Genomic DNA, 11776 nt, shown 5'->3' with positions numbered 1-11776 from the left:
TATATTAATGATCCACAAAAGTTACCTTCAGATGCAAAAACTCTGTTAACAGCGTTAGCCTTTATATGTCATGATATTATATAGCCTTTAGTTTTATTCATATTATTTGTTCTCATTATTTGATTATCCCTGTTTAATGGTGTTATTTAACTCTTATTAGCATTCCAATCATTGATACAGCATAAATAGATTTAGCATTCATTCATACAGCACTTATAAAAATAAACAGGAAGGCATACTATGCAAACTTTATACATTCATCCAGATAATCCTCAGCCTAGACTAATTAGCCAAGCTGTAGACGCTTTGAATCGCGACCAACTCATCGTTTACCCCACCGACACCAGTTATGCTTTTGGTTGTAAAATAGGTTCTAAAGACGCCCTTGAAAAGCTTCGTCAAATTCGTCAGCTTGATGACAAACATCAGTTCACCCTACTGTGCCGCGATTTAAGTGAAATTGCAACTTATGCTACAGTGAACAACCAACAATTTAAGTTACTAAAAGCATGTACCCCAGCTCCAATTACATTCATCTTAAATGCTACTAAAGATGTACCCAAAAAACTGTCTCATCCTAAGAAAAAGACCATTGGTATTAGAGTTCCTTCAAATCCTATCTCACAAATGATTTTAGAAGCCATGGGTGAGCCTATTTTAACCAGCTCATTAATTCTGCCAGCAATGCCATTGGCGTTAGATGATCCATTCGACATCGAAGACAAACTAGGCAATAACCTCGATATTATGATAAATGCAGGCGTACTCACTACCAAACTGACCACTATTGTGGATATGACCGTAGTTCCGCCAGAATTAATTCGTCAAGGTGAAGGCGATGCCAGTCAACTATTTGAGTAAAATATAGTTGGCTAAATTGAATTGAATAAAAAGAATAAAGTTCACTAAATAAAATTAAATACACTAATAAACAGGCATAAAAATACCCCAGTTAGTTTATAAATTATTAAAAAACAGAATTTATAAATTTACTGAGGTGTTTTATAGCTAATATACTAGTTAACAATCGACTAAAATTAGTCGCGATCTACTAGTTCAACATAAGCCATTGGTGCATTGTCACCGTCACGGTTGCCACATTTGATGATACGAACGTATCCACCTGGGCGCGCTTGATAACGTGGTGCTAGAGTACCAAATAACTTACCAACCATATCTTTATTACGCATACGGCTGAAGGCTAAACGGCGATTAGCAACAGAATCTTCTTTTGCCAAAGTAATTAAAGGCTCAGCTACGCGGCGAAGCTCTTTAGCTTTAGGTAATGTTGTTTTGATCAGTTCATGTTCAAACAGTGAGTTTGTCATGTTCTGGAACATTGCCTTACGATGGCTGCCGGTGCGACCCAGCTTAACTCCACTCTTACGATGTCGCATGGTCAAATATCCTTAATAGTTTAACGGCTACGATAAGAAAAACGATCATCAACACGTAGATCTGCTGGTGGCCAATTTTCTAGGCGCATATCCAGTTCAAGACCTTTAGACGATAATACGTCTTTAATTTCGGTTAATGATTTCTTACCTAAGTTTGGTGTTTTAAGCAGTTCTGTTTCTGAACGCTGCACCAAATCACCGATATAGTAAATGTTTTCAGCTTTTAAACAGTTGGCTGAGCGAACCGTTAGTTCAAGGTCATCTACTGGGCGTAATAGCACAGGATCAACCTCTTCTTTTTCTTTCACAGGCTCTGGCGCTTCTTCTGCTTCCAAATCTACAAAGATTGAGATTTGTTGCTGCAAAATAGTAGCTGCTTTGCGAATTGCTTCTTCAGGATCTATCGTACCATTGGTTTCAAGTTCAATGATAAGACGATCTAGATCCGTACGCTGTTCAACACGAGCATTTTCGACTTGGTAGGCCACGCGTGAAACTGGGCTAAAGCTAGCATCCAATTTCAAACGACCAATGGCTTTAGTGTCACCGTCTTCACGACGAAGGTTAGCAGGCTCATAACCACGGCCCATAACCACACGTAAGCGCATTTTTAGATGACCACGGTCACCTAGCGTACCTAGAACCAATTCAGGATTAGCGATATCAACGTTATGTGGCAGTTCGATATCTGCCGCAGTGATAACACCAGGTCCTTTCTTATCTAGTGTCAAAAATACTTCATTTTGATCGTGCATAGTAATCGCAAGACCCTTTAGATTTAATAATAAATCTAAAACATCTTCTTGCAAACCTTCAAGGGTAGAATATTCGTGATCTACGCCCTCAATTTCTGCTTCAATAACCGCTGCACCAGGCAATGAAGATAAAAGAATGCGACGAAGGGCGTTACCTAGGGTATGCCCAAAGCCGCGTTCTAACGGCTCGAGCGTGACTTTTGCATTGGTTTCGTCAACCGCATCCACATTAATGGCATTAGGGGTCAGAAACTCGGTAGCATTTAGCATCATATTGTCACCTCGATTAGTTAATCAAATTATTGTTAGCGATTATTTAGAATACAATTCAACGATTAAGCTTTCGGTGATTTCTGCAGGTAGATCAACACGATCTGGAGCTTGCTTAAATGTACCTTGCATTTTGCTATGATCAACGTCTAACCACTCTGGGATACCACGTTGTGTAGCAAGTTCAATAGCATTCTTAATACGTAACTGTTCTTTAGCTTTTTCATGGATAGCGATTACATCACCATCTTGAACTTGGATAGATGGAATGTTCACACGAACAAATTCATCACGACCAGCTTTTTTAATCATAATCGCACGGTGGCTTACTAACTGACGTGCTTCAGCACGAGTAGAGCCAAAACCCATACGGTATACTACGTTGTCTAAACGACGCTCTAGCATTTGCAATAGATATTCACCAGTTGCACCGCGAGCACGAGCAGATTCTTTGTAGTAATTAGCGAATTGACGCTCTAATACGCCATACATACGCTTAACTTTCTGCTTCTCACGTAACTGTAGCGAGTATTCAGAAGCTTTATTACGAGTATTGCCATGTTGGCCAGGTACGCGACCTGCTTTCTTAGTTTTAACGTCATAAGGTTTAACGCCTGATTTTAATTGTAAATCAGTACCTTCACGACGCGACAACTTTAATTTTGGACCTATATAACGGGCCATGCTTGTGTCTCCTTGAGTTACGTCTTAATAGTAACTTGTAACGGTAATTTCGTCTTAATTCACACACCATAACTTTGCTATTATTAAAACAAAGAATATGGTAACAATAGTTTATACGCGACGCTTTTTAGGCGCACGGCAACCGTTGTGTGGGATTGGGGTAACATCAGATATGCTGTTAATTTTATAACCTAATGCACCTAAAGCTCTTACCGCAGACTCACGACCCGGTCCTGGACCTTTAACCAGAACATCGACATTTTTTACACCATAAGTTTCCTGAGCTGCTTTACCAGCAACTTCAGCTGCAACCTGAGCTGCAAATGGAGTAGATTTACGTGAACCACGGAAGCCTTGTCCACCTGAGGTGGCCCAAGCCAATGCATTACCTTGACGATCAGTAATCGTTACAATGGTGTTATTAAAAGACGCATGAATGTGGGCTACGCCCTCGGATACCGAACGACGTGCCGTTTTTTTACGACCACGGGTGTCTTTTGCCATCTTTTAGCTTCCTAAGTTAATTATCTTTTGATTGAACGAATCGGACCCTTACGAGTACGAGCGTTATTCTTCGTGTTTTGACCTCTTACAGGTAAATTACGACGATGGCGGATGCCACGGTAACAACCTAAATCGACCAAACGCTTGATATTCATTGAAACTTCACGACGTAGGTCACCCTCTGTCATAAAGTTACCAACTTCTGCACGGATAGCATCAAGCTGTGCGTCATCTAATTGACTTACTTTGGTGGTAGGTTCAATACCAACCGCTTCAAGAATTTTATAAGCGGTAGTACGACCAATACCGAAGATATAAGTCAATGAAATCACTGCATGCTTGTTATCCGGGATGTTGACGCCGGCAATACGAGCCATTGATTTCTCTCCAATTATGAAAAATTAGTCTCTAATTTAGTATTAATAATATAGAAGACTTATGTTTCAGATTTTGCCATTTACAGCTTTTCATTTGTTTTGACATTTAAAGTACAATAAACAGACAAAAATCAGTAAACGACGGCAAGTGGCGGATGATAGCTCATCCGCCATAATTTTTCAAGTTTAATTCGGTATTTGTATTATAAACTACCTAGAAATACAAAAAATTAACCTTGACGCTGTTTATGACGTGGTTCTGCTTTGCAGATAACGTGTACTTTGCCTTTACGGCGGACTACTTTACAGCTACCACAGATTTTCTTAACTGATGCTTGAACTTTCATAATTTTCTCCTTTTGAACAGCACTAATAAAATAACTTCGAGTTTGATTAAATAACTTTGTATTTATTTAATGAGTGTCTGTTCATGATATTGATGCGTCATTAAGTGAGCTTGAAGTTGGGATATGAAGTCCATAACCACAACGACCATAATCAAAAGTGATGTCCCACCTAAGTGGAATGGTATACCAAATGAAGACTGTAATAGCATTGGCATTAAACAAATCACAGTCATATAAATAGCACCAATAAAGGTTAAGCGATTTAAGACATGATCTAAATAACGCTGAGTTTGTAAACCAGGTCTAATACCTGGAATATAGGCTCCGCTACGTTTCAAATTTTCAGCTACTTCTCTAGGACTAAAAACTAGCGCCGTATAAAAATAACAGAAAAATATAATCATTGCCCCAAATAGTACCAAATATAAGGGTTGACCGGGTGCTAGTACCAACGATAAAGTTTGTAAAAATTGCTGCCATGCACTAGGATCGGCAGAGTTACCCACCCATTGTCCTAAACTTGCAGGAAACATCAACAGAGCACTTGCGAAAATAGCAGGAATAACCCCCGCCATATTAATTTTCAACGGTAAATGGGACTGTTGATCAGCGTAAATTTTACGCCCCAATTGTTGCTTTTGTGCGTAATTCACAGGAATACGACGTTGCGCTCTTTCAATAAATACAATGCCTGCAGTTACTGCTATACCCAAGACCGCAAATACCAAAAGTACAATCAGACTTTGAGGGTCATTTTTTACCATGTCAAAAGACTGACCTAGCATACCAGGTACACTGGATACAATGCTTGCAAAAATAAGCATTGAAATACCATTACCCACACCGCGTTCTGTAATTTGCTCACCAAGCCACATCAAGAACATGGCGCCTGCTACAAGAGAACTTACAGCAGGTATATAAAAAGTTAACCCTGAGGATAACGTCAAGTTTTGACTGATTAATCCAGTACACATAAAGATAGCTTGGACAGATGCCAAAAAGAGAGTGCCTTGTCTCGTATACTTATTTAGCTTACGACGACCAGACTCTCCTTCTTTTTTCAAAGCTTCTAACGATGGTAAAACCGCCGACATCATTTGTACGATAATCGAAGCTGAGATATATGGCATGATACCAAGCGCCATAATTGACATTCTCTCTAATGCACCACCAGAAAACATGTTAAACATGCTTAAAATAGTATTTTCATTACGAGAGAATAATTCAGCTAAGCTAACTGGATTAATACCAGGAACTGGAATATGTGAACCTAAACGGTATACAACCAGCGCCCCCATCAAAAACAACAAGCGACTCCATAGCTCATCATACTTACGAATAAAGACAAGCGGATTCATCGGAATTGCAGAGGTAGGCACAGATTGCTTTGCCATTTATATTACTCCTGAGTTTCCTCAATTGTGCCACCGGCAGCTTCAATAGCAGCTTTAGCACCTTTAGTCACTTTAACACCTTTAAAAGTATAAGCTTTAGTAATCTCGCCAGACAAGATGATACGAGCGCGTCTCATGTCATGACGGATAATATTTGCTTCTTTTAAGCTTTCAACGCTAACTACATCGCCATCAATCTTATTTAATTCAGATAGACGTACTTCAGCTGTTGTCATAGCCATTTGGCTGGTAAAACCAAACTTAGGTACGCGACGGAATAAAGGCATTTGTCCACCTTCAAATCCACGGCGAACGCCTGAACCTGAACGTGACTTTTGACCTTTAACACCACGGCCACCAGTTTTACCTAGGCCAGAACCAATACCACGACCTTTACGCTGTGCAGTCTTTTTGGCGCCTACAGCTGGTGATAATTCGTTTAATTTAAGTCCCATTACGCTTCCTCCACTTTAACCATGTAATTGATGCGATTCACCATTCCACGGGTTGAAGGCGTGTCTTCAACTTCAACTGTATGTCCAATACGGCGTAAACCAAGGCCCATAAGACAAGCTTTATGGCTCTTGAGGCGATGGGCACCAGATTTAATTTGAGTAACTTTCATTGTTTTCATCGTAACTCACCTACTTTAATATCTAAATAATGGTTAGCCCAAGATTTCGTCTACAGATTTACCACGTTTTGCAGCCGCCTTTTCAGGAGACGACATATCACGTAAACCATTGAATGTTGCACGTACAACGTTAGTTGGGTTCGTTGAACCATAACATTTAGTCAATACGTCTTCTACACCAGCAGATTCTAGTACGGCACGTACTGCACCACCGGCGATTACACCAGTACCTTCGTTAGCTGGTTGCATGTATACTTTACTTGCACCATGACGGGCAACAATTGGATGCTGTAAAGTAACGCCGTCAAGATCAACAGTGATCATGTTGCGTTTAGCTGCTTCAAGTGCTTTTTGGATAGCAGCTGGAACTTCACGAGCTTTACCACGTCCAAAACCTACACGGCCATTACCATCACCGACAACTGTTAAAGCTGTGAATGAAAAAATACGACCACCTTTTACAACTTTAGATACACGATCAACAGAAACTAATTTTTCTACTAAACCGTCATTTTGCTCTACTTTAGACATGATTAAAACTCCAATCCATTTTCACGAGCAGCGTCAGCTAAGGCTTTTACACGACCATGGTATTTAAAACCACTACGGTCAAAAGCAACTTTAGTAACACCGGCAGATTTTCCACGTTCAGCGATAAGTTTGCCTACAGCAGATGCTGCGTCAATATTACCGGTAGCGCCAGAGCGTAAGGTTTCGTCAAGTGTTGAAGCTTGAGCCAATACTTCGCCGCCAGTTGGAGATATAATCTGAGCATACATATGGCGTGGAGTACGGTTAACAACTAAACGATGCACACCCAGATTACGGATGTGGGCACGTGTTTTCTTAGCTCGACGTAAGCGAGCAGATTTTTTATCAAACATGTCATTTCACCTTATTTTTTCTTAGCTTCTTTACGAACCACATGCTCGTCACTATAACGGATACCTTTACCTTTATATGGTTCAGGCGGACGATAACCACGGATTTTCGCAGCAGCTTGACCTAGTGCCTGCTTATCATTTGATTTTAAAATGATTTCAGTTTGGCTTGGGGTTTCAGCAGTAACACCTTCTGGAAGGATGTATTCAACTGGATGTGAATAACCAACGTTTAAGGTTATTTTGTTACCAGCTACTTGTGCACGATAACCAACACCGATTAACTGCAGTTTTCTTTCAAACCCTTGAGAAACACCTAGTACCAAGTTGTTCACTAATGAACGCATTGTACCAGTGTGCATCCAAGCTTCTTTAGAGTCAGATACAGGTGAAAAGACCAATTGATCTTCTTCTTGTTTTAGCTCGACCAAATCATGCAGGTGTAAAGACATATTACCTTTAGTGCCTTTAACTTCAACCTGCTGACCGTTCAAAGCAACACTTACGCCCTTAGGCAGTGTTACTGGGGCTTTAGCCACACGAGACATAGGAGATTTCCTTAATAAGATAAATCTTAATAACAGATAAATAACGAATGATTATGAAAAAATTAACAGGCACTAGGCCTGTTAATTTGAATAATCAGCTCTATATTACATAAGCTTTTAACTATTATAGATAACTAGGAGCCTAAATAAAGGCGCTCATTATACCTTATTAATAGCATTTTAAAAAGTTAAATAATATAAAATATGATTTAAGCTACGAATGCAATGACTTCACCGCCAATACCAGCAGCACGAGCAGCACGATCACTCATAATACCTTTACTGGTTGAAACAATTGCAACGCCTAAACCTTGCTGTACCGATGGAATAGCATCTTTACCGCGGTATTGACGTAAACCCGGACGGCTATAGCGTTTGATTACTTCGATAACAGGTTTGCCTTCGAAATACTTTAAATCAATACTTAATGTTGCTTTGCCATTACCTTCTTCAGTTACTTGTGCAGAAGCAATGTAACCTTCTTGAAGCAATAGGTCAGCAATTGATTTGCGTAACTTAGAGCTAGGCATAGCAACAGAAACTTTACGTGCCATTTGTGCGTTACGAATGCGGGTTAGCATATCAGCAACAGTATCTTGCATACTCATAGTATTACTCCCTTACCAACTGGCTTTACGAACGCCTGGAACATCACCTTGCATTACGCGTTCGCGCAATATGTTACGTGATAAACCAAACTTACGGAAGTAACCATGAGGACGGCCAGTTACACCACAACGATTACGTAGTCTTACTGGAGACGAATTACGTGGAAGTGATTGAAGTTCTAGAATGGCTTCCATTCTTTGTTCATCACTTGCGTTCATATCACTAATGATTGCTTTAAGATTTGCACGCTTCTCAGCATACTTAGCAACCATTTTCTCGCGCTTTAACTCGCGATTAATCATGCTCTTTTTTGCCATAATGCTTTATTCCTATTTGAATGGGAAGCCGAATGCTTTAAGCAATGCGCGACCCTGCTCGTCATCCTGAGCAGATGTCGTGATAGTTATATCAAGCCCACGAAGGCGATCAATTTTATCATAATCAACTTCTGGGAAAACGATTTGCTCTTTAATACCTAACGAGTAGTTACCACGACCGTCAAAAGCTTTTGAAGAAAAGCCACGGAAGTCACGGATACGTGGGATGGCAATAGCAATGAGACGATCTAAAAACTCATACATTTGCTCGCCACGAAGTGTCACTTTACAGCCAATTGGCCATTCTTCACGAATTTTAAAGCCAGCGACAGATTTACGAGCTTTAGTAATTACCGGCTTTTGACCTGCAATTGCAGTCATATCCGCTACGGCACCTTCTAAAAGCTTCTTGTCTTGTGAAGCACCGCCAACACCCATGTTAAGAGTAATTTTGGTGATCTTTGGTACTTGCATGACATTTTTTAAGCCCAAATCATTTTGAATTTGTTGCTTTAAGTTGTCATTGTATAATGATTTTAATCTAGCCATTGCTATTACACCCTTAGTGTTTTACGCAGTCGCCACTACTTCACCGCTTGAACGATAGACACGTTGTTTGTTACCGTCTTCGTCAAACTGATAAGTAATACGATCAGCTTTTTGGGTTTGCGCATTTAAAATTGCGACGTTAGAAATATGTAAAAATGCTTCTTGCTTAACAATGCCACCTTCAACACCGGTCGCCGTATTAGGCTTTTGATGTTTGGTTACAATGTTGATGCCTTCAACTTTGATACGGTCATTTTTTACCGCTAGCACAGTGCCTTGTTTGCCTTTATCTTTCCCAGCAATAACAATAACACTGTCGCCTTTACGTAATTTAGCCATGGGTTACCTCTACAGTACTTCTGGTGCTAGTGATACAATCTTCATGAATTGATCACCACGTAGTTCACGAGTTACCGGCCCAAAGATACGAGTGGCAATCGGGGCTTTATTCTGGTTTAGCAATACAGCAGCATTGTCATCAAAACGTAGTACTGAACCATCTGGACGACGCACACCTTTTTTGGTACGTACAACCACAGCATTCATTACATCGCCTTTTTTAACACGACCACGTGGAATTGCTTCTTTAACAGATACTTTAATGATGTCGCCTACAGAGGCATAACGACGATGTGAACCGCCTAGTACCTTAATACACTGTACACGTCGTGCACCACTATTATCTGCAACTTCCAGAATTGTTTCAGTCTGAATCATCGCGTTACTCCAATCATAGACAATAGGCAATAACAATACTGGTGAATTAACTTCATGTAATACTTAAATCACATGAAGTATTCACTAATTTGGTATGTCGCCATAAAGGGGACGTATTTTACCAGTAATTATTACCAATTGCAATTTGCTTAAATTTTTTCCGCTGTTTCCACAACGTCAACTAGTTTCCAAGACTTAGTCTTAGAGATTGGGCGTGTTTCAACGATACGAACCACGTCACCTTCTTTACAGACATTATTTTCGTCGTGGGCTTTAATTTTCGTAGAACGACGGATCTGTTTGCCATAGAGTGGGTGACGAACTTTACGCTCGATTAGCACTGTAATAGACTTATCCATCTTGTTACTGACAACCTTACCAGTAACAATACCTACACTTTCGGTTTGTTGTATATCGTTACTCATTAGGCGCCTCTTTGTTTCGCATTGATCAAAGTCTTGATTTGAGCAATCGCGCGGCGATTGGCTCTAACTTCGTGTGTGCTACCTAGTTGACCGGTGGCTTTCGCCATACGAAGACGGAAAGCATCAAGTTGCTTTTCATCTAGTAATCCAGTCAGCTCTTCTACTGATTTATCTCGTAATTCACTGATCTTCATTACATTATCGTCCGCTTAACAATGGTAGTTTTGAAGGGAAGCTTAGCTGCTGCAAGCGTAAACGCTTCGCGGGCCAATTCTTCTGTAACTCCTTCGATCTCATAAAGCATTTTACCTGGTTTGATTTCGCATACCCAGTATTCTACAGGACCTTTACCTTTACCCATACGAACTTCTAATGGCTTATTGGTGATTGGCTTGTCTGGGAATACACGAATCCAGATTTTACCCCCACGTTTAACCTTACGAGTAATAGTACGACGTGCGGCTTCAATTTGGCGAGCCGTCATACGACCACGACCAACTGATTTTAGGCCAAACTGACCAAATGCAACAGTGCTACCACGATGAGCTAAACCCGTGTTACGCCCTTTATGCATTTTACGAAATTTGGTACGTTTTGGTTGTAACATAGCTTAACCTCTATCTGTGTTTGCTCTGTCTGAATTGCGACGGTTTCCACGGCCGCGGCGTTTTGGCGCACGAGTCTTGTCTTCTTTAGGAGGATTATAAACACTATCCATACCGTCTAGAATTTCACCACGGAATATCCATACTTTAACACCGATAGTTCCGTAAGTAGTCTCTGCACGAACTGATGCATAATCGATATCAGCACGTAGAGTGTGTAAAGGTACACGACCTTCACGATACCACTCAGTACGAGCGATCTCAGCACCACCTAAACGACCAGACAGTTCTACTTTAATACCTTGAGCACCAGAACGCATGCTGTTTTGTACGGCGCGCTTCATAGCACGACGGAACATTACACGGCGCTCTAATTGGCTTGCAATACCTTCAGCAACTAGACGAGCATCTAAATCTGGAGAAGTGATTTCTTCGATATTAACCTGAGCTGGTACGCCCATCATTTTGGTTAATTCTTTCTGTAACTTCTCAATGTCTTCGCCTTTCTTACCAATAACGATACCTGGACGAGCCGTTGAAATTGTGATTTTTGCAGCGCCAGTAGGACGCTCAATCATAATATGGCTAATCATAGCATTGTCTAACTTCTTACGAAGATAGTCACGTACTCGTATATCGTTAAGTAAAAATTCAGAATATTGTTTTGGGTCTGCATACCAGTTAGCGTTGTGTTTTTTTACAACACCAAGACGAATTCCGATTGGATGTACTTTTTGTCCCATGAGTTATTCTCCTACCTTAA

General features: G+C 40.4%; 21 protein-coding genes and 1 pseudogene. 1 reads left to right on the top strand and 21 read right to left on the bottom strand.

Features of this window, described 5'->3' with window-relative positions; all coding sequences use genetic code 11:
- Positions 1-240: 240 nt before the first annotated feature.
- Entirely contained in the window at positions 241-861 is a 621-nt protein-coding gene (locus QZ265_RS07080) for an L-threonylcarbamoyladenylate synthase (protein ID WP_296404762.1), read from the top strand.
- 176 nt (positions 862-1037) lie between these two features.
- Here QZ265_RS07080 and rplQ read toward each other — a convergent pair whose 3' ends face one another.
- The 21 genes and pseudogenes from rplQ to rpsC form a co-directional block, all read right to left on the bottom strand.
- The gene (rplQ, locus tag QZ265_RS07075; RefSeq protein WP_296404760.1) at positions 1038-1397 is read right to left on the bottom strand and encodes a 50S ribosomal protein L17; all 360 of its coding nucleotides are present in this window, start codon (positions 1395-1397) and stop codon (positions 1038-1040) included.
- A gap of 20 nt (positions 1398-1417) precedes the next feature.
- Entirely contained in the window at positions 1418-2425 is a 1008-nt protein-coding gene (gene rpoA / locus QZ265_RS07070; RefSeq protein WP_296404759.1) for a DNA-directed RNA polymerase subunit alpha, read from the bottom strand.
- Between the two features lie 39 nt (positions 2426-2464).
- Positions 2465-3106, bottom strand: coding sequence for a 30S ribosomal protein S4 (gene rpsD / locus QZ265_RS07065; RefSeq protein WP_296404757.1), 642 nt, complete (start codon positions 3104-3106; stop codon positions 2465-2467).
- Positions 3107-3217: 111 nt separating this feature from the next.
- Entirely contained in the window at positions 3218-3610 is a 393-nt protein-coding gene (gene rpsK, locus QZ265_RS07060; protein ID WP_296404755.1) for a 30S ribosomal protein S11, read from the bottom strand.
- Between the two features lie 20 nt (positions 3611-3630).
- Positions 3631-3987: a 30S ribosomal protein S13 gene (rpsM, locus tag QZ265_RS07055; RefSeq protein ID WP_296404752.1), complete on the bottom strand. Its 357-nt coding sequence runs from the start codon at positions 3985-3987 to the stop codon at positions 3631-3633.
- Between the two features lie 230 nt (positions 3988-4217).
- Positions 4218-4334, bottom strand: a complete 117-nt coding sequence (gene rpmJ / locus QZ265_RS07050) for a 50S ribosomal protein L36 (protein WP_007394227.1) — start codon at positions 4332-4334, stop codon at positions 4218-4220.
- Positions 4335-4396: 62 nt separating this feature from the next.
- On the bottom strand, positions 4397-5728 hold the full coding sequence (secY, locus tag QZ265_RS07045) for a preprotein translocase subunit SecY (RefSeq protein ID WP_296404750.1): 1332 nt from the start codon (positions 5726-5728) through the stop codon (positions 4397-4399).
- Between the two features lie 5 nt (positions 5729-5733).
- Positions 5734-6183 (bottom strand): 50S ribosomal protein L15, encoded by a 450-nt coding sequence (gene rplO / locus QZ265_RS07040; RefSeq protein WP_296404748.1) that lies wholly within the window; start codon positions 6181-6183, stop codon positions 5734-5736.
- Positions 6183-6362: a 50S ribosomal protein L30 gene (gene rpmD, locus QZ265_RS07035; protein WP_011959727.1), complete on the bottom strand. Its 180-nt coding sequence runs from the start codon at positions 6360-6362 to the stop codon at positions 6183-6185. The genes rplO and rpmD overlap by 1 nt, the downstream gene beginning before the upstream one ends.
- A 33-nt stretch (positions 6363-6395) precedes the next feature.
- Entirely contained in the window at positions 6396-6893 is a 498-nt protein-coding gene (gene rpsE, locus QZ265_RS07030; RefSeq protein WP_296404745.1) for a 30S ribosomal protein S5, read from the bottom strand.
- 2 nt (positions 6894-6895) lie between these two features.
- Positions 6896-7246, bottom strand: a complete 351-nt coding sequence (gene rplR, locus QZ265_RS07025; RefSeq protein ID WP_296404744.1) for a 50S ribosomal protein L18 — start codon at positions 7244-7246, stop codon at positions 6896-6898.
- Positions 7247-7257: 11 nt separating this feature from the next.
- Positions 7258-7791, bottom strand: coding sequence for a 50S ribosomal protein L6 (gene rplF / locus QZ265_RS07020; protein WP_296404742.1), 534 nt, complete (start codon positions 7789-7791; stop codon positions 7258-7260).
- Between the two features lie 209 nt (positions 7792-8000).
- Complete coding sequence (gene rpsH / locus QZ265_RS07015) at positions 8001-8399, bottom strand: 30S ribosomal protein S8 (protein ID WP_296404740.1); 399 nt, start codon at positions 8397-8399, stop codon at positions 8001-8003.
- A gap of 12 nt (positions 8400-8411) precedes the next feature.
- Positions 8412-8717: a 30S ribosomal protein S14 gene (rpsN, locus tag QZ265_RS07010; RefSeq protein WP_296404738.1), complete on the bottom strand. Its 306-nt coding sequence runs from the start codon at positions 8715-8717 to the stop codon at positions 8412-8414.
- A gap of 12 nt (positions 8718-8729) precedes the next feature.
- On the bottom strand, positions 8730-9266 hold the full coding sequence (rplE, locus tag QZ265_RS07005) for a 50S ribosomal protein L5 (protein WP_296404736.1): 537 nt from the start codon (positions 9264-9266) through the stop codon (positions 8730-8732).
- 21 nt (positions 9267-9287) lie between these two features.
- Positions 9288-9605, bottom strand: a complete 318-nt coding sequence (rplX, locus tag QZ265_RS07000; protein ID WP_296404735.1) for a 50S ribosomal protein L24 — start codon at positions 9603-9605, stop codon at positions 9288-9290.
- Positions 9606-9614: 9 nt separating this feature from the next.
- Positions 9615-9983, bottom strand: a complete 369-nt coding sequence (gene rplN / locus QZ265_RS06995) for a 50S ribosomal protein L14 (protein ID WP_007394238.1) — start codon at positions 9981-9983, stop codon at positions 9615-9617.
- Positions 9984-10132: 149 nt separating this feature from the next.
- Positions 10133-10408, bottom strand: coding sequence for a 30S ribosomal protein S17 (gene rpsQ / locus QZ265_RS06990; RefSeq protein WP_296404733.1), 276 nt, complete (start codon positions 10406-10408; stop codon positions 10133-10135).
- Positions 10408-10602: a 50S ribosomal protein L29 gene (gene rpmC / locus QZ265_RS06985; protein WP_296404731.1), complete on the bottom strand. Its 195-nt coding sequence runs from the start codon at positions 10600-10602 to the stop codon at positions 10408-10410. The genes rpsQ and rpmC overlap by 1 nt, the downstream gene beginning before the upstream one ends.
- Positions 10602-11015, bottom strand: coding sequence for a 50S ribosomal protein L16 (gene rplP / locus QZ265_RS06980; protein WP_296404729.1), 414 nt, complete (start codon positions 11013-11015; stop codon positions 10602-10604). Before rplP ends, rpmC begins: the two co-directional genes overlap by 1 nt.
- A pseudogene (gene rpsC / locus QZ265_RS06975) lies at positions 10955-11756 on the bottom strand (30S ribosomal protein S3). The gene rplP and the pseudogene rpsC overlap by 61 nt, the downstream one beginning before the upstream one ends.
- Positions 11757-11776: the final 20 nt, after the last annotated feature.

The sequence above is a fragment of the Psychrobacter sp. genome, from assembly GCF_018260395.1.
Lineage (GTDB): Bacteria > Pseudomonadota > Gammaproteobacteria > Pseudomonadales > Moraxellaceae > Psychrobacter.
The sequence above is the reverse complement of the archived record's forward strand: the minus strand, read 5'-3'. Positions and strand labels throughout refer to the sequence as shown.

Bases quoted from the DNA above. Each gene is read 5' to 3' on its own strand.
- rplP (WP_296404729.1), bottom strand. From the start codon at position 11,015: ATGTTACAACCAAAACGTACCAAATTTCGTAAAATGCATAAAGGGCGT.
- rpmJ (WP_007394227.1), bottom strand. From the start codon at position 4,334: ATGAAAGTTCAAGCATCAGTTAAGAAAATCTGTGGTAGCTGTAAAGTA.
- rplF (WP_296404742.1), bottom strand. From the start codon at position 7,791: ATGTCTCGTGTGGCTAAAGCCCCAGTAACACTGCCTAAGGGCGTAAGT.
- rpsK (WP_296404755.1), bottom strand. From the start codon at position 3,610: ATGGCAAAAGACACCCGTGGTCGTAAAAAAACGGCACGTCGTTCGGTA.
- rpsN (WP_296404738.1), bottom strand. From the start codon at position 8,717: ATGGCAAAAAAGAGCATGATTAATCGCGAGTTAAAGCGCGAGAAAATG.
- rpsE (WP_296404745.1), bottom strand. From the start codon at position 6,893: ATGTCTAAAGTAGAGCAAAATGACGGTTTAGTAGAAAAATTAGTTTCT.
- secY (WP_296404750.1), bottom strand. From the start codon at position 5,728: ATGGCAAAGCAATCTGTGCCTACCTCTGCAATTCCGATGAATCCGCTT.
- rplE (WP_296404736.1), bottom strand. From the start codon at position 9,266: ATGGCTAGATTAAAATCATTATACAATGACAACTTAAAGCAACAAATT.
- rplR (WP_296404744.1), bottom strand. From the start codon at position 7,246: ATGTTTGATAAAAAATCTGCTCGCTTACGTCGAGCTAAGAAAACACGT.
- rpmC (WP_296404731.1), bottom strand. From the start codon at position 10,602: ATGAAGATCAGTGAATTACGAGATAAATCAGTAGAAGAGCTGACTGGA.
- rpoA (WP_296404759.1), bottom strand. From the start codon at position 2,425: ATGATGCTAAATGCTACCGAGTTTCTGACCCCTAATGCCATTAATGTG.
- rpsD (WP_296404757.1), bottom strand. From the start codon at position 3,106: ATGGCCCGTTATATAGGTCCAAAATTAAAGTTGTCGCGTCGTGAAGGT.
- rplN (WP_007394238.1), bottom strand. From the start codon at position 9,983: ATGATTCAGACTGAAACAATTCTGGAAGTTGCAGATAATAGTGGTGCA.
- rpsM (WP_296404752.1), bottom strand. From the start codon at position 3,987: ATGGCTCGTATTGCCGGCGTCAACATCCCGGATAACAAGCATGCAGTG.
- rplX (WP_296404735.1), bottom strand. From the start codon at position 9,605: ATGGCTAAATTACGTAAAGGCGACAGTGTTATTGTTATTGCTGGGAAA.
- QZ265_RS07080 (WP_296404762.1), top strand. From the start codon at position 241: ATGCAAACTTTATACATTCATCCAGATAATCCTCAGCCTAGACTAATT.
- rplQ (WP_296404760.1), bottom strand. From the start codon at position 1,397: ATGCGACATCGTAAGAGTGGAGTTAAGCTGGGTCGCACCGGCAGCCAT.
- rpsQ (WP_296404733.1), bottom strand. From the start codon at position 10,408: ATGAGTAACGATATACAACAAACCGAAAGTGTAGGTATTGTTACTGGT.
- rplO (WP_296404748.1), bottom strand. From the start codon at position 6,183: ATGGGACTTAAATTAAACGAATTATCACCAGCTGTAGGCGCCAAAAAG.
- rpmD (WP_011959727.1), bottom strand. From the start codon at position 6,362: ATGAAAACAATGAAAGTTACTCAAATTAAATCTGGTGCCCATCGCCTC.
- rpsH (WP_296404740.1), bottom strand. From the start codon at position 8,399: ATGAGTATGCAAGATACTGTTGCTGATATGCTAACCCGCATTCGTAAC.